Source organism: Hymenobacter agri, assembly GCF_054778495.1.
This window is the reverse complement of record NZ_BAAGZM010000005.1, coordinates 1-23842: the sequence shown is the minus strand read 5'-3', so window position 1 is coordinate 23842 and position 23842 is coordinate 1. Positions and strand designations below refer to the sequence as shown.

Here is a 23842-nt window from a genome sequence, read left to right as displayed (position 1 = left end):
ATCGGTTCAGGCGATGAACAAGCTAAAGCCTGTTCTATAGCAGTTGTCCCACAACGGGGAAATTATCGAATACGTTGGCGGTGTGCGGCGCGTCTTTGTCCAGCTCGGCCGTCAGGTCCTGGCCGGCCCAGTGCTCATAGTGGTTGCCGCGCCGCCAGAGCCGCGAGCGGCTCACATCGTAAATCTGCCCCTGGTAAGCCACCCAGATTTCGTCGCGGTCCTGCCCATTGCGCAGGGCGAGCTGATTTTTGGTGTAGGCGGGCAGGTCGGTTGGGTTCACTGGAACGGTCATGCTGAAAGAAGAACGTCATGCTGAGCGCAGCCGAAGCATCCCACTTGGGGTGATAACTCAATCATGAGAACGTAACTAATTAGTAATGGCACGCGAGATGCTTCGGCTGCGCTCAGCATGACGTTCAGCTCAGCAGCGCCTGCAGGCGAATCCAGCGTTGCGGCAGGTCGCCCTGCGAGGCATTCAGGTAGTCTTCGTAGGTGCAGGGCACCACGCGCTTGGTGGCGTTGTCGCCGAGGCGCTCCACTTCCATCCACCACTTTTCGGCGCGGCGCGATTTGTAGAACACCAGCTTGTCGGGGTTGCCAGGCAGCACCACGGTGTAGGTGAGGAAACGGAAAGTGCCGAAGCCTGTTTCGGGCCGGCGGTGATAGAAGCCTTCCACGAAGTACCAGAGCATGGTGGCGATGGTGGCAGCGGCCAGGCCGTTGGGGTCCACGTCGGCGCGGTAGCCGTAGAGGCCGAAGGAACTGAGCTGCTCGTTGTGGCCGGCGTACCAGCACAACTGGGTGGCTTCCTCGTTGCCTAAGCCGAAGGGGTTGGCCGGGTAGTAGCCCGGCGAATCCTGCCAGCGAATGGCGGCAATGTCCACGCTCATAAAATCGGCCTGCCGCACCAGCGGCTCGGCCAAGCGGCGGTCGGCGCGCACCTCGCCCACGCTCATCGTGTCGAAGTGCAGCTTTTCGAGGGCCACCATCACCTCGGGCGGCGTGAGGTACTGCTGGTGGCCGAGGTGGGCCAGGCTGAACACGATGTTGGGCTCGTGCACCAGCAGGCGGCGCAGGTGGCTTTCTTCGGGCGGGGTGCCGGGGCCGGGCTCGGCCATGTCGGGCCGCGAGTCCACAACCGTCACGTTCACGGTGCGGTTCTGCACCTCGTAGGCCAGAAACTGGCCGTAGTCGAGGTCGTGGCTGCCGCCCAGCAGGATGGGCACCGTATTTTCCTCCAGCAGCGCCCCAATGATTTCGCGCAGGCGCTGGTAAGTGTCCTCTAAAGTGAGGCCGGGGCGCAGGTTGCCGAGGTCGACCAGACGCAGCAGGCCCGAGCCTTTTTGCAATTGGTAGAAGCGCTGGCGCACCTCGTTGGGGCCGTGGCGGCGGGCGTTAGGCGGACCAGCGGCACTGCCGCGCCACTCGTCGAGGCCGATGAGGGCCAGGTCGGCGGTGCGCCAGTCGGGGAAGGTTTCGGTGAAGCGGGTGGCGTAGGCAGCCAGCGTGGTAGGGGCGGGGGCGGCCTCAGTCAGCGTTTCCGGCAGCGGGTCAAAAAACAGAGCCAGATTCATTGGGAGCGGGAATGCACAGGCCCCAAAATTACACCTAAAAAAGCCGGATTTTGGGGCTTTTTGAGCGTTTCGGCGGCCAATTTGGTTTTGGGCCGTAAGAGGAATACCACTGCCGTGGTTACTGCGGCGTAGCGCAGCCCCGAAAAAAGCGCTTTATTTAAGCTGAATTTTACGTCATCCGCCATTATCCGACCCCACCCATGGACGTTCGCCGCGCCTTTGATATCCTCGCTCACCAAATTGCCAAATCGCCGAAAAACGATGCGCTGGCCGCCAAAATCGATGGCCAATGGGTGCCCGTCAGCAGCCAGCAGTTGCAGGACCAGGCCAATCTCGTCAGCCTCGGCCTTGTCTCACTCGGCCTGAAGCGGGGCGACAAAGTGGCCATCATCAGCATGAACCGCCCCGAATGGATGATGGCCGATTTTGGCATCTCGCAAATCGGCGCCACCAGCGTGCCGATGTACCCCAGCATCACGGTCGAAGACTACAAGTACATCTTCACCGATGCCGGCGTGCGGGCCGTGTTCGTGGCCGACAAGAAGCTGTTCGAGAAGGTGCACGAAGCCATTGAGGGCCTCGAGATTCCGGCCGCCAACGTCTTCACCTTCGATAAGGTAGAAGGTGCCCGCCACTTCTCCGAATTGCTAGAGCTAGGCAAAAAAGGCAATGCCGCCGACCTGGAGCCCCTGAAAGCCGCCGTCGAGCCCGACGACCTGCTCACGCTCATCTACACCAGTGGCACCACCGGCAAGCCCAAGGGCGTGATGCTCACGCACGATAACATCCTGAGCAACTGCCGCAACTCGCAGCGCTTCGTGCCCGTCACCAAAGACGACAAGGCCCTGAGCTTCCTGCCGCTCTGCCACATTTTTGAGCGCATGGTGACCTACTTGTACATGATAAACGGCGTGAGCATCTACTACGCCGAGAACATGGACGTCATCGCCGACAACCTGCGCGAGGTAAAGCCCAACATCTTCACCACCGTGCCGCGCCTGCTCGAGAAGGTGTATGATAAAATCGTGGCGAAAGGCCACGAACTCGAAGGCGTGAAGAAAAGCCTGTTCTTCTGGGCCTTGGATTTGGGCCTGAAATACGATACCCAGAAAGACCAGGGCTTCTTCTACAACACGCAGCTGGCGCTGGCCAATAAGCTCATCTTCAACAAATGGCGCGAGGCACTGGGCGGCAACCTGCGCTGCATCGTGAGCGGCGGCGGCGCCCTGCAACCGCGCCTGGCGCGCGTGTTCTGGGCGGCCGGCATTCGCGTGATGGAGGGCTACGGCCTGACGGAAACCTCGCCGGTAATTGCCGTGGGCGGCTTCGAGCCCGAAAACAACATGATTGGTACGGTGGGCCCGCTCATCGACAACACGCAAGTGAAAATTGCCCAGGACGGCGAGATTCTGACCAAGTCGGACTCCGTGATGAAGGGCTATTACAACAAGCCCGACCTCACGGCTGAGGTGTTCGACCAGGAAGGCTGGTTCCACACCGGCGACATCGGCGAGTTGGTGAATGGCAAGTTCCTGAAAATTACTGACCGCAAGAAGGAGATGTTCAAGACTTCGGGTGGCAAGTACATCGCGCCGCAGGTCATCGAAGGTAAGCTGAAGGAAGACCCGCTCATCGAGCAGGCCATGGTGGTGGGCGCCGACCAGAAATTTGCCTCCGCGCTGGTTATCCCTTCCTTCCCCGACCTGAAAGGCTGGTGCAAGCGCAACGGCGTGCCCGACGCAGCTCCTGAAGAGCTTATCAAGAACGAGAAAGTCGTGAAGCTTTACAAAGACTTGATTGAGAAGTATAACAAAGGCTTCGCGCAGTGGGAGCAGGTGAAGCGCCATGTGCTGCTGCCCACCCTCTGGACCGTAGAAAGCGGCGAGATGACGCCCACCATGAAGGTGAAGCGCAAGGTGATTACCGAGAATAACAAGGACCTGATTACCGACATCTACGAGCGGGCCGAGAAGGAGCCGCACGAGCGCGCAGCGCACTAAGCAAAGCGTAGCGCGGACTTTTAGTCCGCGCTATTTTTTATTGAACTGTTATGCAAGCCTAATAAATTTTTACGTAAGTTTACCGCACTATCAGCCCGCCCATGAAAGCCGAAGAAACCGTCGATTATAACATAAAAGTGGCTTGGCACGCGATTTCGCGCATGTACAACACCCAAGCTGCCCAGAACGATATCACCACGAGCATCGGTTTCGTGCTGCTGAATATCGACCAGGACCGTGGTACGCCCGCCACCAAAATTGCCCCGCTGCTGGGCCTCGAAACCCGCAGCCTCACCCGCATTCTGCGGAGCATGGAGGAAAAAGGCCTCATCTACAAGCAGGCCGACTCGGTAGATAAACGCTCGGTGCGCATTTTTTTGACCGAGCTCGGGCTGGAGAAAAAAGAGGTTTCGCGCCAGACGGTGCGCCACTTCAACCTGAAAATCCGGGAGAAAATCCCGCAGAGCCAGCTCGACGTGTTCTTCAAAGTTGCTGGTCAGATTACGGGCATGATTGAGGGCAAAACCTTATTCGAAGACTTCACGCTGAAGGCGTTGCGCGCCGAGTCGCCGACTTCTTACAGCTAAAACCGTTGTCAGGCTGCCGACGGGAGCGCCTTATCACGGCTGCTTTCGGCAGATTCACAATTCATTTTAGGCGCGAACGTGGTAAGGGTCTTCGCGCCATTCAGGATGACCGTTTAACATCATTATGAATCGAACCATCAAGAAAGTTGCTGTGCTCGGCTCCGGCGTTATGGGCTCGCGCATTGCCTGCCACTTCGCCAATATCGGCGTGCAGGTGCTGCTGCTCGACATCGCTCCCAAAGAGCTGCTGCCCGAGGAGGAGAAAAAAGGCCTCAAGCTGGAGGCCCCCGCCGTACGCAACCGCATCGTGAACGCTGCGTTGCAGGCCGCAATCGTTGCCAACCCATCGCCCCTCTACCGTAAGGCCGACGCGAGCCGCATCAAAACCGGCAATTTCGACGACAACCTGAAGGATATTGCCACCTGCGACTGGACGATTGAGGTGGTAATTGAGCGCCTCGACATCAAAAAGAGCCTCTACGAGCGGGTGGAGCAGTTCCGCAAGAAGGGCACGCTCATTACCAGCAACACCTCGGGCATCCCGATTCACCTGCTGGCCGAGGGCCGCTCGGAGGACTTCAAGCAGCACTTTGCCGGCACGCACTTCTTCAACCCGCCGCGCTACCTGAAGCTGCTGGAAATCATTCCGACCCCGGACACCAAACCCGAGGTGCTGAGCTTTCTGCAGCACTACGGCGACCTGTACCTGGGCAAAACCGTGGTACTGGCCAAGGACACCCCCGGCTTCATCGCCAACCGCGTGGGCGTGTTCGCCCTGCTCGACGCTATGCAGACCATGCAGAAGCTGGGCCTGACGGTGGAGGAAACCGATAAGCTGACCGGCCCGGTAATCGGCCACGCCAAGTCGGCTACCCTGCGCACGTCCGACGTAGTGGGCCTCGATACGACCATCAACGTGGCCAACGGCCTGGCCCAGGGCCTGCCCGATGACGAGGCCAAGGACGTATTTGTGCTGCCCGACTTCGTGAAGAAGATGGGCGAGAGCAAGTGGCTGGGCGACAAAACCGGCCAGGGCTTCTACAAGAAAGTGAAGGGTGAAGGCGGCAAGTCGGAAATCCACGCCCTCGACCTCAATACCCTGGAATACAAGCCGAGCCAGAAGGTGAAGTTTGCCACGCTGGAAATGACCAAAACCATCGAGAAGCTGGCCGACCGTTTCAAGGTGCTGGTGGCGGGCAAGGACAAGGCCGGCGAGTTCTATCGCCTGAGCTTCGGCAGCCTGTTTGCCTACGTAAGCAACCGCATTCCCGAGATTTCCGGCGAGCTGTACAAGCTCGACGACGCGCTGCGCGCCGGCTTCGGTTGGGAAATGGGCCCGTTTGAAACCTGGGATGCCCTGGGCGTGCAGGCCGGTATCGACCTGGCTAAGGCCGCCGGCCGCACCGTGGCCCCGTGGGTGGAGGAGATGGTGGCCGCCGGCCACACCAGCTTCTACCGCGTGACGGACGCCGGCGTGCGCGAATTCTACGACATCGCCTCGAAAGGCTACCAGCCGGTGCCGGGCGTGGAGAACTTCATCATTCTCGACAACCTGCGCGCCAGCGGCAAGGTGCTCTGGAAAAACTCGGGCGCTTCGGTTATCGACCTTGGCGACGGAATTCTGAACGTGGAGTTCCACTCGAAGATGAACTCGCTGGGCCAGGACGTGATTCTGGGCCTGCTGAAGGGCGTAGAGATGGCCGAAGCCGGCTACCGCGGCCTCGTGGTGGGCAACGACGCGCCGAACTTCTCGGCCGGCGCCAACCTGGGCCTCGTGTACATGCAGGCCCTCGAGCAGGAGTTCGACGAGCTGAACATGATGATTCAGCAGTTCCAGCAGGCCATGATGCGGATGCGCTACAGCAGCATCCCGGTGGTGGGCACCCCGCACGGCCTCACGCTGGGCGGCGGCTGCGAGCTGAACCTGCACTGCGACCGCGTGGTAGCGGCCGCCGAAACCTACATGGGCCTCGTGGAATTCGGCGTTGGCCTCATCCCCGGCGGCGGCGGCACCAAGGAAATGACCCTGCGCACCGCGGCCAAGTACGAAGACGGCGAGCCCGAATTCAACCTGCTGCGCAACACCTACATGACCATCAGCACCGCCAAAGTCTCGACCTCGGCCGCTGAGGCCTTCGACCTGGGCTTCCTGCGCCGCGGCGACGAGATTGTGGTGAACTCGAACCGCGTCATCGCCCAGGCCAAAGCCGCGGCCCTCGACTTGGCCGATGCCGGCTACACCCAGCCGCTGCAGAAAACCAACATCAAGGTGCACGGCAAGGGCGCCCTGGCCATGTTCAAAACCGGCGTGTACGCCATGCAGCAGGGCAACTACATCTCGACCCACGACCAGCTCATTGCCGATAAGCTGGCCTACGTGATGTGCGGCGGCGACCTATCGGCCCCCACCGAGGTGAGTGAGCAGTACCTGCTGGATTTGGAGCGCGAGGCGTTCCTGAGCCTCTGCGGCGAGCGCAAGACGTTGGAGCGGATTCAGTCTATTCTCACGACGGGCAAGCCGCTTAGAAACTAAGCATCTCAAGCTGCTATGGCTTCTCAAGCAAATGCTGTGATGGATGAACGGGTAGTGCAAACATGGGCTTTGCACTACCTCCATTCACGCTATGCGAAGATGAATCCTAAATGCAGGATTTTCGCTGACGTGGAAATGTTGCTAAAAAAGCAGTACGAGGGGAAGAAAGGGCACGATAGAGTTGACGGTCTGATTTGTATTAGCAAAGCAACTAGTTGCTATTCTGTTGCAATCGAAGCTAAATCGATGAAAACGGCTTACTCTCTTTTGACAGCTTCAAAAGAGGGTAGCACTAAGCAGAATGTATTAATCAGTGCATTACTGGTCATACCAACCGTTGTATCGCTAGCTATATTCTGGACGTTGGTTTGGTACTGGTTGATACTAATTGCAGCAGGAACATTACTGGCTTCTTTTCTAGTAATTGGCTTCTATAATGACTCGCCTTCGTTACTGACAACCGGTGTTCATGAGCAGCTAGGGAAGTATGCTGGTAATGAAAAGTGGTTGGCTCTGCCAGAAGAAGCTATGCAACATCTGGCATCTTCCGAAAAGTGGAATCAGTTTTTGAAAATCTGCAAGCATGCTGGCTACGGATTAGTAACTGTAAACCATGACGGATTCGTCATTGAATGGCAGGAACCTAAGCAGATTAGAGGAGACTTCATCGGCTCTTACAAGCAGGAACAGGAAATTAAAAATTACCTGACCGGAAAAACGTCGCAGCTTACGAACTACGCAAGTTGCGTGCATTTCAAAAACAAGTTGCAAACTGTGGCCTGTAAAAATCCTTTGTCAAAGGTTTCGGTGCCCGTAATCTGATAATCAAATAAACATGTCGAACAACACCGCATATATCGTAGCCGGCTACCGCACGGCCGTGGGCAAAGCCCCCCGCGGCGGTTTCCGCTTCACCCGGCCCGACGACCTCGCCGCCGTCGTCATCAAGCACCTTGTGGCCGAAGTGCCCGCCCTCGACCCCACGCGCATCGACGACGTCATCGTCGGCAACGCCGTGCCCGAGGCCGAGCAGGGCCTGCAGATGGGCCGCCTGATTTCGCTGCTGGCCCTGCCCATCAACGTGCCCGGCCTCATCGTGAACCGCTACTGCGGCTCCGGCGTCGAGACTATCGCCATGGCCGTGGGCAAAATCTCGGCCGGCATGGCCGACTGCATCATCGCCGGCGGCACCGAGAGCATGAGCATGGTGCCCACCGTGGGCTGGAAAACCGTGCCCAACTACAAGCTGGCCATGCAGCACCCCGACTACTACATGGGCATGGGCCTGACGGCCGAAGCCGTGGCCAACGACTACAAAATCTCGCGCCAAGACCAGGACGAATTCGCCTACAACTCGCACCAGAAGGCCATCAAGGCCATTCAGGCCGGCAAGTTTGCCAAGAGCATCGTGCCCATCACGGTAGAAGAAACCTATGTGGACCAAGCAACAGGCAAGAAGAAAAACCGCTCCTACGTGGTGGATACCGACGAAGGTCCCCGCGCCGATACCTCGGTAGAAGCCCTAGCCAAGCTGCGCCCCGTGTTCGCCGCCAACGGCACTGTCACGGCCGGTAACTCGTCCCAAACCTCCGACGGCGCGGCCTTCGTGCTCGTGATGTCGGAGCGCATGGTGAAGGAGCTGAACCTGGAACCCATCGCCCGTATGGTGAACTACGCCTCCGAAGGCGTCGACCCGCGCATCATGGGCATGGGCCCCATTGCCGCCGTGCCCAAAGCCCTCAAGCAGGCCGGCATGAAACTCGACGACATCGACCTGTTCGAGCTCAACGAAGCCTTCGCCTCGCAGAGCCTGGCCGTGGTGCGCGAGCTCGGCATCGACACCGAGAAGCTGAACGTGAACGGCGGTGCTATTGCCCTGGGCCACCCGCTGGGCTGCTCCGGCGCCAAGCTCAGCATCCAGCTCTTCGACGAACTGCGCGAGCGCGGCAAAAAGTACGGCATGGTTACCGCCTGCGTGGGCGGCGGCCAGGGCGTCGCCGGCATCTACGAGCTGCTGAAGTAGCTTTTTGTGTCGCCGCTAAAAAGAACGTCATGCTGAGCGCAGCCGAAGCATCTCGCGTGCAGCAGTAATCAAGTTGGCTGCAACGATGCGAGCGAGATGCTTCGGCTGCGCTCAGCATGACATTCTGAATGAAAAGAGAAAACCCCGCTCATCCGGGGTTTTCTTTTCGTAAAGTAGTAGGCGTGCCTAACATTTTTTCTTATCTTGCAACACTAAACCGCCGGCCTCTTTGTTTCTCCAACTAGTAGGCTAGCCTAACACTTTTCAACTCCACACCCCACCCCAAACTGTCATGGAAGTAACGCAGCAAGCCAGCCTGAAGGGCGGCGAATTCATCATCAAGCCGACCGATGCCCAGAGCGTCTTCACCCCGGCCGACTTCACCGAGGAGCAGAATATGATGCACCAGACGTGTATCGACTTCGTGCAAACGGAGGTTTCGCCCCTGCTCGAGCGCCTCGACAACCACGAGGAAGGCCTCATGCGCGGCCTGATGGAGAAAGCCGGCCAGCTCGGCCTGTTCGGCGTGAGCGTGCCCGAGCAGTTCGGCGGCCTCGACATGGACTTCCCCACCTCGCTACGGGTAACCGAAGGCGTGGGCGGTGGCCACTCGTTCCCGGTAGCCTTCGCGGCTCACACCGGCATCGCCTTGCTGCCCATCCTGTACTTCGGCAACGACGAGCAGAAGGCCAAGTACCTGCCCGGCCTCACCAGCGGCGAGCTGATGGGCGCCTATTGCCTCACCGAGCCTGGCTCGGGCTCCGACGCGCTGGGTGCTAAAACCAAAGCCGTCCTCAACGCCGAAGGCACGCACTACGTACTGAACGGCCAGAAAATGTGGATTACCAACGCCGGCTTCGCCGACGTGTTCATCGTATTTGCCCAGATTGACGGCGACAAGTTCACCGGCTTCATCGTGGAGAAATCGACGCCCGGCCTAAGCCTCGGCAACGAGGAGCACAAGATGGGCATCAAGGGCAGCAGCACCCGCCAGGTGTTCCTGTCCGACGCGCTGGTTCCCAAGGAGAACGTGCTGGGCGAGATTGGCAAAGGCCACCTCATCGCCTTCAACGTGCTCAACATTGGCCGCATTAAGCTGGCCGCCGCCTGCCTGGGCGCTACCAAAATGGGCGCTACCCAGAGCATCCGCTACGCCAACGAGCGTGTGCAGTTCAAACTGCCCATCTCGAAATTCGGCGCTATCCGCTACAAACTTGCCCAGCAGGCCATCCGCATTTACGCCGTCGAGTCGGCCATCTACCGCGCCGGTATGGACATCTACCGCATGGAGCAGCAGCTCATGGCCGAAGGCAAAGGTGCCAACGAGGCCCTGCTGGGTGCCGCCCGCGAGTTTGCCGTGGAGTGCGCCATGCTGAAAGTAGAAGGCTCGGAAGTGCTCGACTACGTGGTAGACGAAGGCGTGCAGATTTACGGTGGCTATGGCTTCTCGGCCGACTACCCCATGGACCGCGCTTACCGGGATGCCCGCATCAACCGCATCTTCGAAGGCACCAACGAAATCAACCGCCTGCTGGCCGTTGACATGATTCTGAAGAAGGGCCTGAAAGGCGAAATCGACCTGATGGGCCCCGCCCAGGCCGTGCAGCAGGAGCTGCTGAGCATCCCGAGCATGAGCCAGGACGAGGAAACTGGCCTGTTCAGCAAGGAGCTGAAAACCATCGCCAACCTGAAAAAGGCCATCCTGATGGTGGCCGGCTCGGCCGTGCAGAAATTCACCGCCACCCTGGCCAAAGAGCAGGAGCTGCTGATGAACATCGCCGACATGGCCATCAAGGTGTACATCGCCGAGAGCACCATCCTGCGCGTGGAGAAAGAAGCCGCCGCCAAAGGCGAAGAAGCCCTGAGCGTGCAGGCCGACATCGCCCGCGTGTACTTGGCCGACGCCGTGGACCTGGTGGAGAAAGCCGCCAAAGACGCCATCGGCAGCATGGCCGAGGGCGATGAGCAGCGCCTGCTGCTCATGGGCCTTAAGCGCTTCACCAAAACCGAGCTCATCAACGTGAAGGAATCGCGCCGCCGCATCGCTGCCAAGCTGATTGAGGCCAACGAATACGTGTTCTAGGCCACGGATTTTAACGGGTTCCACGGATTTTGTGAACGTTAAAAAAGGCCGCTCCCGGTTTCGGGAGCGGCCTTTTTCGTAGCGCGGATTTTTAGTCCGCGAATCATCATTTTGATTACTTCACCACAATCTTATCCAGCTGCAATGCCGCCGATTTCTTGCTTGGCCGGCTCACGCCGATGATGGTTTTCTCGTTCAGCCAGGTCGTGAAATCCTTGACGTATGCCAGCTGCTGGTCGTCGGCCACATTCAGCTTCAGCCGCTCGGGGGGGCTGATGACGCCGGTTTGAGCATTGACCTTGCGCAGGTAAAGGTCCGATTTCTTGTTGATATTTTCCAGAGTAAGCAATTGAACCGTGCCGCCGAACACGGCCGCCCGGAAGCCGATGCCGGTGTAGCTGTCAACGGCCGGGGCCACTTGGTCCTTCGCCACAATGCTGTGCCAGGTAGGTGCGCCAAACTCGTTGTAGCCAAACAGGTGCAACTCGCGGGCATGCACGGGGGCTTCGCTGCCGCCTTCTTCAAAATGCTTTTCGCCAATGACGACTAACTGCTTGTCGGGTGTGAGGAGCATGTCGGCTAGGTACACGTCGTCGAGGCGCTGCTTGGCATCGGTGCCGCCGGCTTTGGCTACTTCGGCCAGGTACTCGGGTGTGAAGCGGAATTCAGGCGAAAACTTCATGTCGCCGTTGCCGCTGAAGTCAAATTTCACCACTTTCAGGCTGTAATATTCGCCGGTGGCGTAGTCGGCGCAGATGGCTGCGGCGTAGAGACTGCCGTCGCCCAGCACCGTGAACTTGGCATCGCGCACCGTCACGCTCTTACCGCCGAACACGCCGCCCACCGGCACGCCCAGCACCTTAATCTCGGGCGAAGTGCCGGCCGGGTAGCGGCGGACCGTCAGCTTCTTCATGCCCTCGCTGATGAGCGTGACGTACTGCGTGCCATCGTTGGCCACGTGCACGGCCGGCGAGAAAAAGTCGCCCAGCGCGCGGAAATCGTAGTTCTTGTCCTCAATCTTGTTGCCGCTCTGGTCGAAGAGCGTGGCGGCCATGCTCTTCACCTGCTGCTCGCGGGTGAAGTAGCGGAAGGCCAGCACCCGCGAGCCGTCGGGCGAGATGCTTACGCCGGGCCGGCGGTCGCGCGGAGCCACGGCCATCAGCACTTTGGGCGCGGCTTTCTGGCCACCCTGCAGGTTCACGGGTACTAGCGTCAGGTTCTGGCCGTTGTCGTCCTTGTGATGCAGCACCACCAGCGCCTGCTGCGTGCCGCGCCCGAAGGCCTCCAGCGTTTCGCCGGGGTTGATGGGAATGGTGGTGCTCCACTGCTTCTTCAGGTCGGTGTCGTAGCGCTCCACCGAGTAGCTGCCCGAGCTCTGATGCGCCAGAATCACGAAGCCCGAGCCATCGGCTAAGGCCAGCGTTTTGCGGGGCACGCGCATGTCGTAGCGGTCGGTGCCCTGCTCGGGTAGGTAGCTGAACGGCGTCGATTTTACCTTCTGGGCCTGGGCAGATTCTGTGTTTGCTAAGCCACTTATTAAGCTCAACACTAATGCGAAGTGGGGTACAAAATTTTGGCGTCGATTCGTCATAAAAGGAAAAATTGTGAGCAGGAAGCTGGTCAAAAGTACCCAATTCGGGCCTTGCTAACGCTGGTTTGGCCGGATTATGGCTAAGCGCGCCGGGGCAGCTAACAAAAACGTCTTTCAAGCATAACACTTCCGTGGCCCTGCCCGTATAGGGAGCCGCTAACTTTGCAGCCAACCAGCGAGTCCAGTCGGGACCGCTCCCAGCAAGCAAAAAAGTCCACCGTTGTCTGACCGCGAAAATCATCGCATTAGACGAGATTATTGGGCTTTTGAGCGGTTTTGTTGAACAAACTTCAGTTGCGTCGTACCTTTGTCGCCGCGATATCTACTATTATTATGAAATCTCTGTTTAAGTTCGCTCTTTTATCCGCCCTCATCGTTGGTGGCCGTTTGGCCAAGCAGCCTGCTTCGGCAACCGTGGCGCAGGCTACGCCAACTGCCAACAATGGGTCGGTGGTCATGGTGCATCAGGTGCTCACTTCGGAGCCCGTACCGCCAGCACAAGAGCAAAACCAGCCGCAGCATAGCGGCAACGGCCTCATCGCCGAGCTGTTTTAGCCAGCTTGCAGAACGACTTTTTTAAAGGTCGTTTTTTTTTGCCCATCCCAAAACGTTTGCGGGGCTTTATTAGCTAATTCGGCTCCAGTTCACCGCCGTGGCGGGCAGGCTTTCAATATGATGGCGGATGGCCGCGTTGGCCGGGTTAGTCAGGTCGGGGTCGTTGGCCAGAATGGTTTGGGCGGCGGCCCGGCTTTCGCTCAGGATGCGGCCATCTTTGGCCAGGTCGGCAATCAATAGGTCCAACACACCGCTCTGTTGGGTGCCCATCAGGTCGCCGGGGCCGCGCAGTTTGAGGTCGATGTCGGCAATTTCGAATCCGTTGTTGGTGCGCACCATTGTTTCGAGGCGGGTGCGGGCGTCTTTGCTCAGCTTGAAGCCCGTCATCAGAATGCAATAGCTCTGGTCGGCGCCGCGGCCCACCCGGCCCCGCAACTGGTGCAACTGCGAGAGGCCGAACCGCTCGGCTGATTCAATCACCATTACCGAGGCATTGGGTACGTTCACGCCCACCTCAATTACGGTGGTAGCCACCATAATCTGGGTTTCCTTCTTGAGGAAGCGCTGCATCTCGTAGTCCTTCTCCTCGGCCTTCATGCGCCCGTGCACAATGCTGATTTGCATCTCCGGAAAGGCCCGGCTCACGCTCTCGTAGCCGTCGGTCAGGTCTTTGTAATCCATCGCTTCCGACTCCTCGATGAGCGGATACACGATGTACACCTGCCGTCCCAGCTTCACTTGGTCTCTAATAAACTCGAACACTTTAAGACGGTTGGCGTCGAAGCGATGCACCGTTACGATGGGCTTGCGGCCGGCGGGCAGCTCGTCAATCACGCTCACGTCGAGGTCGCCGTAGAGCGTCATGGCCAGCGTGCGGGGGATGGGCGTGGCTGTCATCACCAGCACGTGCGGAATGATGTGCGGGTTTTTCTGCCACAGCTTCGAGCGCTGCGCCACGCCGAAGCGGTGCTGCTCATCCATGATGGTCAGGCCCAGGTTGCGGAACTGCACCACGTCTTCGAGCAGGGCGTGGGTGCCCACCAGCATGTGCAGCGTGCCGTCGCGCAGGGCCTCGTGCAGCACACGGCGGTCCTTGGTGCGGGTGCTGCCCGTGAGCTTACCAATCTGGATGCCTAGCGCGTCGGCATATTGTTTCAGGCCCACGTAGTGCTGGTCGGCCAAGATTTCGGTGGGGGCCATCAGGCAGCTTTGGGCGCCGTTGTCGGCCGCCATCAGCATGGCGATAAAGGCCACGATGGTTTTGCCCGAGCCTACGTCGCCCTGCAGCAGTCGGTTCATCTGCTTGCCGGCGCAGAAGTCCTTGTAGATGTCGTGGATAACGCGTTTTTGCGCACCGGTAAGGTCAAAAGGCAGGTGGTTTTTGTAGAAGTCGACCAGCGTGGGCACTTCCTTAAAAATCTGCCCAGCCAGCGTCACCTTGCGCTGGTCGCGCTGGCGTAGCAGCTTCAACTGCACATAAAACAGCTCCTCAAACTTCAGCCGGAACTTGGCCGCGGCCAGCAGCTGGTTGCTCTGCGGAAAGTGAATCTGCTGCATCGCCTGCGCCTTGGGCATCAGCGCATAATGCTCTATCAGCTCCGGCGACAGCGACTCGGTGATGTGCGGCACGGCCAGCTTCAGCAGCTCGCCCACCATGCGCATAATGGCCTTGCTGTCGACGCGGTGGTAGTTCTTGAGCTTCTCGGACGTGTTGTACACCGGCTGCAGAAAGCTCTGGCCGGGCTTGTTCTCGTTTACTTCCTCCAGCTCCGGGTGCGCCATCTGGGGCCGCCCGTTGAACATCGTCGGCTTGCCGAAAACAATGTATTCCTGGTTGTTGCGGGTGTACTGCTGCACCCACTTCACGCCCTTGAACCACACCAGTTCCAGCTCACCAGTGCCATCGCCTACCTTGGCCGTTAGGCGCTGCTTCGGTCCTTCACCTATGAGCTCCTTGCCGCGCAGCACGCCTCGTACCTGCACGTAGGGCAGGTCGTCGTTCAGGTCGGCAATGTTATATACCTGCGTCCGGTCAAGATAGCGAAACGGGTAGCGCTGAATCAGGTCGCCGTAGGTGAACAGGCCCAGCTCCTTGCCCAGCAGTTGGGCCCGCTGCGTGCTGCCCACCGAACGCAGGTGTTCGAGCCGGGTATTGAAAAAGTTACTCATCTAGGTCATTTAACAATTAACATTTATCATTTAACAAATCGGCCTTTGCGCCTGAAATGGCATTATGCATCAGCATGTTAAATGTTAATTGATAAATGTTAAATGACAGTTATTTATACTTAAGCGTGTTCAGCATGTGCACCATGTCGGCCTTCACGTACTCAATCACCGGGGCCAGCGAGTCGTTGTCGGTGGCTGTGCGGAAATACAGCGCGCCGCGCAGGAAGTGGTGGGTGCTGTCGGTGGTGTAGAACTGGAACTGGCTGGGCACTTCGCCCTGCAGCTCAAATACCGAAGCCCGCATGCCGTTGGGCGTCTTCAAAATGCGCTCATCAATGGCCGTGGCCTTGATTTCGTGCTTGCCCGTAAGCTTACGCGCATCCTCCATCATCTTATTATAGAGGCGCCGGTCGCGCTGCACGTCCATGTAGGTAATCTGCACGTTGGCGTGCAGCCTGGGGTAGTACACGTTAATCCAGTTCGGCTGGGCCAGGTACGACGAGTCGCGCTTAATCACGGCCTCTTTCGAATACTCGAACGAATACGGCCGGTCGCCCGGCAGCGGCTGGAAGGCGTGCGGCGGCAGGTCGATGCGGTTGTAGCCCTTGGGCTTGGGCGTGAAGTCGGGTGCCGACGAGCAACTGGCCAGCAGCGCCGCCCCCGCTAGTAGTGGCAGAAAAAGAAACTGTTTCATGGAGCAAACGCGAGAATCCGGCCAAACGGCCAGCACTTTCGCACTATCAAAGGTAACGGGCTGCACAACGAAAAAAGCCCCGGCAGAGTGCCAGGGCTTTGCATCGATAACCGATTTGGCCAGTTGCAGTCAGAAGGGCAATTGGTCCAGCTCCGGCTCCTGCCGAAACGTGTGCTGCGGCTCTGCGGCGGCAGCCGGGGCGTCGGGCGAATTGCCCGGGCCCTGCGGACGGCCACCTAGCATCGAAATCTCATCGGCGATGATTTCGGTGATGTAGCGCGTTTGCTGGTCTTTATCCTGGTACTGGCGGGTGCGCAGCTTGCCTTCGATATACACCTGCTGGCCCTTTTTGAGGAATTTATCAGCCATGTCGGCCAATCCGCGCCACGCCGAGATGTTGTGCCACTCGGTGCGCTCCACGCGGTTGCCTTGCTTGTCTTTGTAATACTCGTTGGTAGCGAGGGTGAAGTGAGCTACGCTCACACCGCCTTCGAGGTGACGTACTTCGGGGTCTTTGCCCAGATTGCCTACCAAAATCACTTTGTTCACACCGGCCATATTATTGCACGTTAGGAAATACAGAATCAAGAAAGCCACCCGGCTTGCTCTTGCTTCAAAGGTAAGAACTTAAATCGGGCCCGCAAATATTTTTGCTAAAAATATTTGCGGATAAAACTAAAAATATTGGTAGTGCCTCGACTAGAAGTTTTGCTCAATATAATTAGCAATGAGCTTGGGTTTTGGCAGTGCCTCAATCTCCGCCGCCGAATACGCCCGCAGGCCTAAATCGCGCACAGTGGCCGCGGGCAGCGGCTCCGTGAGCGGCAAATTGTGGAAGCGCGCCTCCAGCTTCTGGTGGCTTAGGATGTGGCGGTAGGCGGCGCTGGGCTCGGCGGCGCAGCTGGTATCGAGGACAGCCCCGAGGGCGTCGAGGTGCCGGGTCAACTCATCGGCGGGTAGCTCGGCGGCATCGGTTTCGACCAGCGCGAAATCGTACAGGCCCTGCCAGATGTCTTTCTCGCCCCGCTCGCGCAGGTACACCGAGTCGCCGTGGCGCAGCACGAAATAGTGGAAATAACGGGTGCGGGCCTTCTTGGCCTTACTCTTCACCGGCAGCAGCGCCACCTGCCCGTGCTGAAAAGCCCAGCAGCTAGCCTGCATGGGGCAAAACAGGCAGTCGGGCTTGGCCGGCGTGCACTGAATGGCCCCAAACTCCATAATGGCTTGGTTGAAATCGGCCGGCGCGTTGGCCGGAATGTGCTGGTCGGCCACGGCCTGAAATTCCTTGCGCGAGCTGGGCGCGGCGATGTCGGAGTGCAGCCCAAACAGGCGGGCCAGCACGCGGTACACGTTGCCGTCGAGCACGGCTACGGCCTCATCGAAGGCAAACGAGGCAATGGCCGCCGCCGTGTAAGGGCCCACACCACGCAGCTTCAGCAGGCCGGCGTAGTTGGCGGGGAAGTAGCCGCCGTACTCTTCTACTACCTGGCAGGCGGTGCGGTGCATATTGCGGGCCCGCGAGTAGTAGCCCAGGCCCTGCCAGTAGCGCAGCACCTCGGCCTCGGGGGCGGCGGCCATGTCCTGCACCGTGGGGTAGGCGCGCAGGAAGGTTTCGTAGTAGGGGAGGCCCTGCGCCACACGAGTTTGCTGCAGGATGACTTCGGATAGCCAGATGGCGTATGGGTCGCGGGTGTGGCGCCACGGCAGGTCGCGTCGGTGGCGGGGGTACCAGGCCAGCAGGGCCGTGGCCAGAAAGGAAGGTTGAGGGGTTTGATTTGCCAAAATTTTGAAAGCGAATAATTTGGGTCAGTCGGTTGTTTCAGGGGGTTGATTGGTAAAACGAAAAAATGGGGTTACCTTTGTGGCCCCAATTCAAGGGCGAACCGCCTACGAGGCAAAGGCTTACGCTGGAATTTGGGAATTTTTTTGCCCGCAACTGTATTTTTTTCAACCACCTAAGTACCATACCAACGTGACGAAAGCTGAGGTAATCGCCGAAATCTCCACGAAGACCGGCATCGAGAAAGCTGATGTATTGATGACTGTTGAAGCCTTCTTCAAAGTCGTGAAAGATTCGATGACCGAGGGCAACAACATTTATGTACGCGGCTTCGGCTCGTTCGTAAACAAGAAGCGCGCTCGTAAAGTAGCCCGCAACATCTCGAAAAATACGTCGCTCATCATCGAAGAGCACTACATTCCGAGCTTCAAGCCGTCGAAAACCTTCGTGGCTAAGATTAAGAACAGCAAGAAGGTTAAAGCCACGGCCGCCAAAGCCTAGTTTATCCCGTAGTCGGTATTTGGTAGTCAGTAGTCAGACAGTTAGTTAAGTCCGAATACTGACCACCATATCCCGGATACCACAACAAGCCGGCCGTGCCGCCGGTGTCTTTTCCGATAGGGAAAGCCCGGCGGCCGGTTTTTTTCAGCCTATGGCCACTACCAGCTCTGCTTCGCATCAATTGGTTCTCGTCGCTGCCGCCGTTGTGCTGGCGGGCGGCCTGTTCATGCTGCCCAAAGGCATCATGAAACCCAAGGAAAGCAAGTCGGAGCTGAGTAAGGATGCTGCCGCCACTGCCAACCGCGACGGCGGGGGCATGGCCACCAACGGCTCCAAGACCGAAGCATCCTCGGGGGCGGTGCCCGCCACAGCCACCGACAACAACGGCCCCAACGCGGCCCCGCACACCACGGCCACTCCCGCCCAGCGGCAGGAGCTGACGCGGTTGCTGGCCGAATACAAGGCCGCGCCCGATGCGGCGGCCAAAGCCACGGTGGCCACCACCCTGGCCCGCCGCTACAACAGCGTGGAGCGGTTCGACAGCGCTGGCTATTACCTGGAGCAGGTGGCCCAGGCCAAGCCTAGCGCACAGAACTGGCAGCAGGCGGCTGACGCTTATTTCCAGGCGTTCAGCTTCGCCGCTTCCGACGAGCGCGTGAAAATGCTCGGCGGCAAGGCCCGGGAGCTGTATGCCAAGGTGTTGAAGGAGCAGCCCGGCAACCTCGATGCCAAAACCAACCTCGGCATGGCCTACATGGCCTCCGAAAACCCTGTGCAGGGCATTACTTACCTGCGCGAAGTATTGGAAGCCGACCCGCGCAACGAGAAAGCCCTGTATAACATGGGGATACTCGCCGTGCAAAGCAACCAGTACGACAAAGCCGTGACGCGTTTCCAGGATTTGGTGAAAGTCAATCCAAAAAATGTGAACGGACAATTTTACCTCGGCGTAACTTTGGCCCGTACCGGCGCTAAGGAAGAAGCCAAAAAAGCCTTCCTCACTGCCAAAAGCCTCAGCAACGACCCTGCCCTGGCCGCGTCGGTGGAGGAGGAAATTGCCAAGCTGAAATAGGTTTTTGGTAATTCGTTTTTGGTTTTTGGACGGTCTTAATAAGCCAGCCATCGTCAACCGAAAGCAAAAAGCCAGAAACCAGAAACCGAATACATCAACAACTTAACCCCCAAGCATCATGCCCTGCGGTAAAAAAAGAAAGCGTCATAAGATTGCCACCCACAAGCGCAAGAAGCGCCTGCGCAAGAACCGCCACAAGAAGAAGTAAGCCTCACGGGGCGTAGCGGCGGCCGGCAGTTTTCCTAACGGGAAGGGAGCCAGCCGTCTATCTCTCACGTAGCCTCCCGAGTGGGGCCGCGCAGATGCTTTTCCCGTGGCTCGCGAGGGAAGCCAGAACCATGCGGTTCTGGCTTCCCTTTGCCGGTTTCGGGGTAAGCGGTTGGCGGCCTTGCGGAGAAGTTACCTTAACTAAATCAAGGCTTTGAGTAATGAATTAGTCATTAATTCTACTCAGGAAGGCGAGCGCATTGCGCTGTTGCAAGACAAGCGGCTGATTGAATATCATTTCGACCGCAACGACACCAACTATTCGGTTGGCGACATCTTCCTGGGCACCGTGAAAAAGGTGATGCCCGGCCTGAACGCTGCTTTCGTGGACATTGGCTACGAAAAGGACGCGTTTTTGCACTACGGCGACCTCGGCGAGCAGTACCATTCCTTCACGAAATGGGTGCGCACGGTACAGAGTGGCCGGGCAACCAGCGCCGGGCTGGAAAAATTCACGTTTGAGCCGCCCCTCGAAAAAGTAGGGAAGGCGGAAAGCGTATTTAAGAAAGGACAACAGATTGTTGTTCAGATTATCAAGGAGCCTATCTCGACGAAAGGCCCTCGCGTGAGCACCGACATTTCGATGGCCGGCCGCTACCTCGTGTTGATGCCGTTTTCGAACACCATCAGCGTCAGCAAGAAGATTGTGAGCAAGGCTGAGCGCGACCGGCTCAAGCGCCTCATTGCCAGCATCAAGCCCGAAAACTTTGGCGTTATAATCCGCACTGTGGCGGAGGGGCGCGAAGTGGCCGAGCTTGATAAGGATATGCAGGATATGGTGGCGAAGTGGGAGCAGCTTTACAGCACGCTACGCACCGCCAAGCCCAACGACAAGGTGCTCGGCGAGCTGGGTCGCACGTCGTCGATGGTGCGCGACATGCTGAACGAGTCGTTCGACAGCATTACCGTGGATGCCCCGGCGATGTACGAGGAGATGCGCGACTACCTGCAGAAAATCGCGCCCGACCGGCTGGGCTTGCTGAAGCTGCACAACTCGAAAATCAAGGTTTTTGAGCAGACCGGCATTGAGAAGCAGCTGAAAACGCTGTTTGGCAAAACCGTGACGGTGCCCGGCGGCGGCTACCTCGTGATTGAGCACACCGAAGCCCTGCACGTAATCGACGTGAACTCGGGCAGCAAGAGCAACCAGGAAAACGACCAGGAAGCGACGGCGCTCATGATTAACATGCTGGCGGCCAAAGAAGTGGCTCGGCAGCTGCGCCTGCGCGACATGGGCGGCATCATCGTGGTCGACTTCATCGACATGCGCTCGGCCGAAAGCCGCAAGAAGGTGGAAGACGCCGTGCGCGACGTGATGAAGCACGACAAGGCCAAGTTCACGGTGCTGCCCATCACCAAGTTCGGCCTGTTGCAGATTACCCGGCAGCGGGTGCGCCCGGCCGAGAATATCGTGACCGGTGAGGTGTGCCCCACTTGCGGCGGCACGGGCAAGATTTCGGCCTCCATCCAGGTAACGGACGACATCGACAACAGCATCGACGACCTGCTGGTGAACCAGAACCAGTCGGGCATCACGCTGTCGGTGCACCCCTTCCTGTATGCATATTACACCAAGGGCCTGATTTCGCGCCAGATGAAGTGGTACCTCAAGTACTACAAGTGGGTGAAAGTGGTGAACGACAGCAGCCTGGGCCTCACCGACTACCGCATCGAAGACGAGCGGGGCGAGGAAATCCAACTGCGCTCGTCGGCCGCCGCCATGAGCCGCCTGCAGGACCGCGAAGTAGAAATCGTGGATTAGCGACTGATTATTCAGCCACTTGAATCAGCAAAAAGCCCCAGCTTCATGAGAAGCTGGGGCTTTTTATTGGGGTTTTTGTCGGATTAGAACTTGATGCCGAGGTCGAGGCCGAAGGAACTGTTTTTGATGGTTACGTCGCTCATGCCGCGCTTGCTTTCGAAGTAGTGGTCGATGTCGACCAGGCCGCGGTGGTAGCCCAGACCGGCGAACAGCTTGGTGCTTTGGCCCAGCGTGTATTCAGCACCAGCAGCTACCAGCGCGTCGGCATCGAAGAAATACACGTAGTCGCCGGCTTTGTTTTCGGTGCCGGTGGCGGGGTCGGTGTAGAACTTGCTGCCGTTGATGCGCGTGCCGATGGGCACGTTCAGCGAGCCGCCGACCTGGAAGTAGAGGCGCGTGGCGGGTGCGATTTCATTGGTGAAGAGCTTCACGGTGAGCGGTACTTGCAGATACTGCGTGCTCATTTTGTACGACGTTTGAAAGGCATTGCCAACGCCGGAGCCGCTGTTGTTATAGTCGGTGTAGCGTACGCTGCCGCCTTTGCCGGCCAGTTCGAGGCCGGTGCTAAAGGCGTAGTTTTCACCAAAAAAATAATCGACTACCAGGCCGCCGCTGAAGCCGAGTTGGCTGCCATCACTGGCAAAGGCGTTCTTAGTGGTTGACTCGGCGCGGAGGCTGGTGATGGCGGGCGATACTTTCAGGCCGATTTCGACCTGGGCTGAAGCAGTGCCAGCGGTAGCGACGAGGGCCAGCAGGGCCAGAAATACTTTTTTCATAGGAACAGATAGTACAATTGTAGAGTAGAACGGCGGAGTGCCGGTCGGTTCTGGGCTAATTTTACTCCAAAGTAACGCGCGTGGATACGAATAATTTTGCCTGGCGGCGCTGGCTGCCCTTATTTCTAGTCGTTGGCCTGGGCTTGAATGCCTGCAAAAGCGGCCCGGCCGACGGCTGCCGCCCCGATGCCGCCGCGGATGCCGCTGCCGTTCCGGTGAAGCTGCAGCATTTGGAACCGGCGTTTTTTCGGCTGAAAACGGCTGATGAGGCGCTGAAGCTCATGAATGCGCATCCGAAGTTCGCCCGCTACTACCTGCAGCGGCAGCCGGCCAATGAGCAGGAGCTGGCGAAAGGCCTGGTGCAACTGGCTACCAATCCGGCGCTTCAGCAGCTGGGCCGCGAGACGGCGGCGGCCTTCCCCGACAGCGCCGCGCTGCGGCACGACGTGAGCGAGGTGTTTCGGCGGGTGCACCACTACTTCCCCGATTTCCGGGTGCCGACCAGCTATACCTACGTGAGTGGTTTTCTGGCGAAGGATATTTATGTGAATGACAGCCTGCTGGTGATGAGTCTGGACTGGTTTGTGGGCCCCAAAGCCAGCAAGCGGCCCGATTTGCCGCAATACATGCTGCGCCGCTACACGCCGCGCGGCCTCATGCCGCTGCTGGCCCAAGACGTGGCCAGCAAATACAACAAGCACGAGCTCACGGCCAACACCATGCTTGATGCGATGGTGCACGCTGGCAAAACGCTCTACTTCGCCAGCCAGATGCTGCCCTGCACCCCCGATTCGGTGCTGCTGGGCTATACCAGCCGTGAAATGATTGGCCTGGAAGCTAACGAAGCCCGCGTGTGGGGCCACTTTCTGGAGAAAAACCTGCTGTACTCGACCACGCCTTTCCTGCTGCAGAAGTACGTGGGCGAGCGCCCCAACGTGCCCGAAATCGACAAAACCTGTCCCGGGCGGGTCGGACAGTGGGTAGGTCTGCAAATCATCCGCAAGTATGTGGCCGAGCACCCTAACGTACCGTTGGCCCGCCTGATGGCCGAAACCAACGCCCAGCGCTTGCTCAACGATTCGCACTATCGGCCGAAAAAACAATGAGTGAATGGGTGAGTGGGTGAATGAGTGAGTGGCCGTGCGCCTGCCACCCATTCACTCATTCACCCACTCACCCATTCACTCATTGTCCTATGCACGTTGCCGTTTTCAGCCAGTACCACACCAACCCCGATTGCCCGGCTACTAGCCGGCACTACACATTGCTGGCGCACCTGGCGAAAACCCACCGTGTGACGCTGTTGACCACGCCCGCCTGGAAAGGCCAGCGGCTGACGCAAGAGTTTCCGTGGGTGCCGGAGGGCGTGGAAATTCGAGAAGCGGCCATTCCGTACGAGAACAAGATGGGGCCAGCGCGGCGGGCGCTGGCGTTTGCGCAATACGCGGTTTGGGCCGTGCGCGAGGGGCTGCGGATTGAGAAACCGGACGTTATCTGGGGCATTAGCACGCCGCTGACCGCGGCCTGGGCGGCGGCGCAGGTGGCACGCTGGCGGCGGGTGCCATGGGTGTTTGAGGCGCAGGATTTATGGCCGGCTTTCCCTATTGCGATGGGGGCGGTGCCCACGGCGCTGGCCCGGCAGCAGCTCTATCGCATGGAAAAGCGGCTGTACCAAAGCGCCCGGCACATTTTGCCGCTCTCGCCCGACATGACCCGCTACGTGACAGATTTGGGTATTCCGGCCGAAAAAGTTACGACCGTGCTCAATGGCACCGACCTAGACTTGGCCGCCTGCGCCACGCCCGCCGCCGTGGAGCAGCTGCGGCAGGCGCAGGGCCTGACCGGCAAGCGCGTGGTGCTGTACGCCGGCACCTT

20 protein-coding genes are annotated in these 23842 nt (G+C 58.8%); 12 read left to right on the top strand and 8 right to left on the bottom strand.

Going from position 1 to position 23842, the window contains the following annotated elements; translation table 11 throughout:
- Window positions 1-34: 34 nt before the first annotated feature.
- Window positions 35-292, bottom strand: coding sequence for a cytochrome b5-like heme/steroid binding domain-containing protein (locus ACYVDE_RS00870; RefSeq protein ID WP_460499586.1), 258 nt, complete (start codon window positions 290-292; stop codon window positions 35-37).
- A 124-nt stretch (window positions 293-416) separates the two neighbouring features.
- Window positions 417-1574 (bottom strand): formimidoylglutamase, encoded by a 1158-nt coding sequence (locus ACYVDE_RS00865; protein WP_460499585.1) that lies wholly within the window; start codon window positions 1572-1574, stop codon window positions 417-419.
- A gap of 200 nt (window positions 1575-1774) precedes the next feature.
- Between ACYVDE_RS00865 and ACYVDE_RS00860 the strand changes: the two genes are divergently transcribed.
- The 6 genes from ACYVDE_RS00860 to ACYVDE_RS00835 all read left to right on the top strand — a co-directional run bounded on the left by ACYVDE_RS00860 (window position 1775) and on the right by ACYVDE_RS00835 (window position 10800).
- Window positions 1775-3574 (top strand): AMP-dependent synthetase/ligase, encoded by a 1800-nt coding sequence (locus tag ACYVDE_RS00860; protein ID WP_460499584.1) that lies wholly within the window; start codon window positions 1775-1777, stop codon window positions 3572-3574.
- Between the two features lie 101 nt (window positions 3575-3675).
- A complete protein-coding gene (locus ACYVDE_RS00855) occupies window positions 3676-4161 on the top strand; it encodes a MarR family winged helix-turn-helix transcriptional regulator (RefSeq protein WP_460499583.1) in 486 nt (161 codons plus the stop codon).
- A 124-nt stretch (window positions 4162-4285) separates the two neighbouring features.
- Window positions 4286-6694, top strand: coding sequence for a 3-hydroxyacyl-CoA dehydrogenase/enoyl-CoA hydratase family protein (locus tag ACYVDE_RS00850; protein ID WP_460499582.1), 2409 nt, complete (start codon window positions 4286-4288; stop codon window positions 6692-6694).
- Window positions 6695-6709: 15 nt separating this feature from the next.
- A complete protein-coding gene (locus ACYVDE_RS00845; protein ID WP_460499581.1) occupies window positions 6710-7516 on the top strand; it encodes a hypothetical protein in 807 nt (268 codons plus the stop codon).
- Between the two features lie 13 nt (window positions 7517-7529).
- A complete protein-coding gene (locus tag ACYVDE_RS00840) occupies window positions 7530-8717 on the top strand; it encodes an acetyl-CoA C-acetyltransferase (RefSeq protein ID WP_460499580.1) in 1188 nt (395 codons plus the stop codon).
- Between the two features lie 292 nt (window positions 8718-9009).
- Entirely contained in the window at window positions 9010-10800 is a 1791-nt protein-coding gene (locus ACYVDE_RS00835; protein ID WP_460499579.1) for an acyl-CoA dehydrogenase family protein, read from the top strand.
- A 115-nt stretch (window positions 10801-10915) separates the two neighbouring features.
- On the opposite strand, the gene ACYVDE_RS00830 is transcribed toward ACYVDE_RS00835, so the two are convergent.
- The gene (locus ACYVDE_RS00830; protein ID WP_460499578.1) at window positions 10916-12349 is read right to left on the bottom strand and encodes a hypothetical protein; all 1434 of its coding nucleotides are present in this window, start codon (window positions 12347-12349) and stop codon (window positions 10916-10918) included.
- Window positions 12350-12724: 375 nt separating this feature from the next.
- On the opposite strand from ACYVDE_RS00830, the gene ACYVDE_RS00825 reads away from it, so the two are divergent.
- The gene (locus ACYVDE_RS00825; protein WP_460499577.1) at window positions 12725-12946 is read left to right on the top strand and encodes a hypothetical protein; all 222 of its coding nucleotides are present in this window, start codon (window positions 12725-12727) and stop codon (window positions 12944-12946) included.
- Window positions 12947-13015: 69 nt separating this feature from the next.
- Here ACYVDE_RS00825 and recG read toward each other — a convergent pair whose 3' ends face one another.
- From recG to mutY, 4 genes are all read right to left on the bottom strand, one after another.
- A complete protein-coding gene (gene recG, locus ACYVDE_RS00820) occupies window positions 13016-15115 on the bottom strand; it encodes an ATP-dependent DNA helicase RecG (RefSeq protein ID WP_460499576.1) in 2100 nt (699 codons plus the stop codon).
- Window positions 15116-15224: 109 nt separating this feature from the next.
- Entirely contained in the window at window positions 15225-15809 is a 585-nt protein-coding gene (gene gldD / locus ACYVDE_RS00815; RefSeq protein WP_460499575.1) for a gliding motility lipoprotein GldD, read from the bottom strand.
- A 129-nt stretch (window positions 15810-15938) separates the two neighbouring features.
- Complete coding sequence (locus ACYVDE_RS00810; RefSeq protein WP_460499574.1) at window positions 15939-16367, bottom strand: single-stranded DNA-binding protein; 429 nt, start codon at window positions 16365-16367, stop codon at window positions 15939-15941.
- Between the two features lie 141 nt (window positions 16368-16508).
- Window positions 16509-17591, bottom strand: a complete 1083-nt coding sequence (gene mutY / locus ACYVDE_RS00805; RefSeq protein ID WP_460499573.1) for an A/G-specific adenine glycosylase — start codon at window positions 17589-17591, stop codon at window positions 16509-16511.
- A gap of 190 nt (window positions 17592-17781) precedes the next feature.
- On the opposite strand from mutY, the gene ACYVDE_RS00800 reads away from it, so the two are divergent.
- The 3 genes from ACYVDE_RS00800 (at window position 17782) to ACYVDE_RS00790 (ending at window position 21191) form a co-directional block, all read left to right on the top strand.
- On the top strand, window positions 17782-18090 hold the full coding sequence (locus ACYVDE_RS00800; RefSeq protein ID WP_190928317.1) for an HU family DNA-binding protein: 309 nt from the start codon (window positions 17782-17784) through the stop codon (window positions 18088-18090).
- A 181-nt stretch (window positions 18091-18271) separates the two neighbouring features.
- The gene (locus tag ACYVDE_RS00795; RefSeq protein WP_460499572.1) at window positions 18272-19162 is read left to right on the top strand and encodes a tetratricopeptide repeat protein; all 891 of its coding nucleotides are present in this window, start codon (window positions 18272-18274) and stop codon (window positions 19160-19162) included.
- 421 nt (window positions 19163-19583) lie between these two features.
- A complete protein-coding gene (locus tag ACYVDE_RS00790; RefSeq protein WP_460499571.1) occupies window positions 19584-21191 on the top strand; it encodes an Rne/Rng family ribonuclease in 1608 nt (535 codons plus the stop codon).
- Between the two features lie 83 nt (window positions 21192-21274).
- On the opposite strand, the gene ACYVDE_RS00785 is transcribed toward ACYVDE_RS00790, so the two are convergent.
- Window positions 21275-21967 (bottom strand): porin family protein, encoded by a 693-nt coding sequence (locus ACYVDE_RS00785; RefSeq protein ID WP_460499570.1) that lies wholly within the window; start codon window positions 21965-21967, stop codon window positions 21275-21277.
- An 80-nt stretch (window positions 21968-22047) separates the two neighbouring features.
- Between ACYVDE_RS00785 and ACYVDE_RS00780 the strand changes: the two genes are divergently transcribed.
- The gene (locus ACYVDE_RS00780; protein WP_460499569.1) at window positions 22048-23073 is read left to right on the top strand and encodes a gliding motility protein GldB-related protein; all 1026 of its coding nucleotides are present in this window, start codon (window positions 22048-22050) and stop codon (window positions 23071-23073) included.
- 89 nt (window positions 23074-23162) lie between these two features.
- On the top strand, window positions 23163-23842 hold a 680-nt coding region (locus ACYVDE_RS00775; protein ID WP_460499568.1), incomplete at its 3' end, for a glycosyltransferase.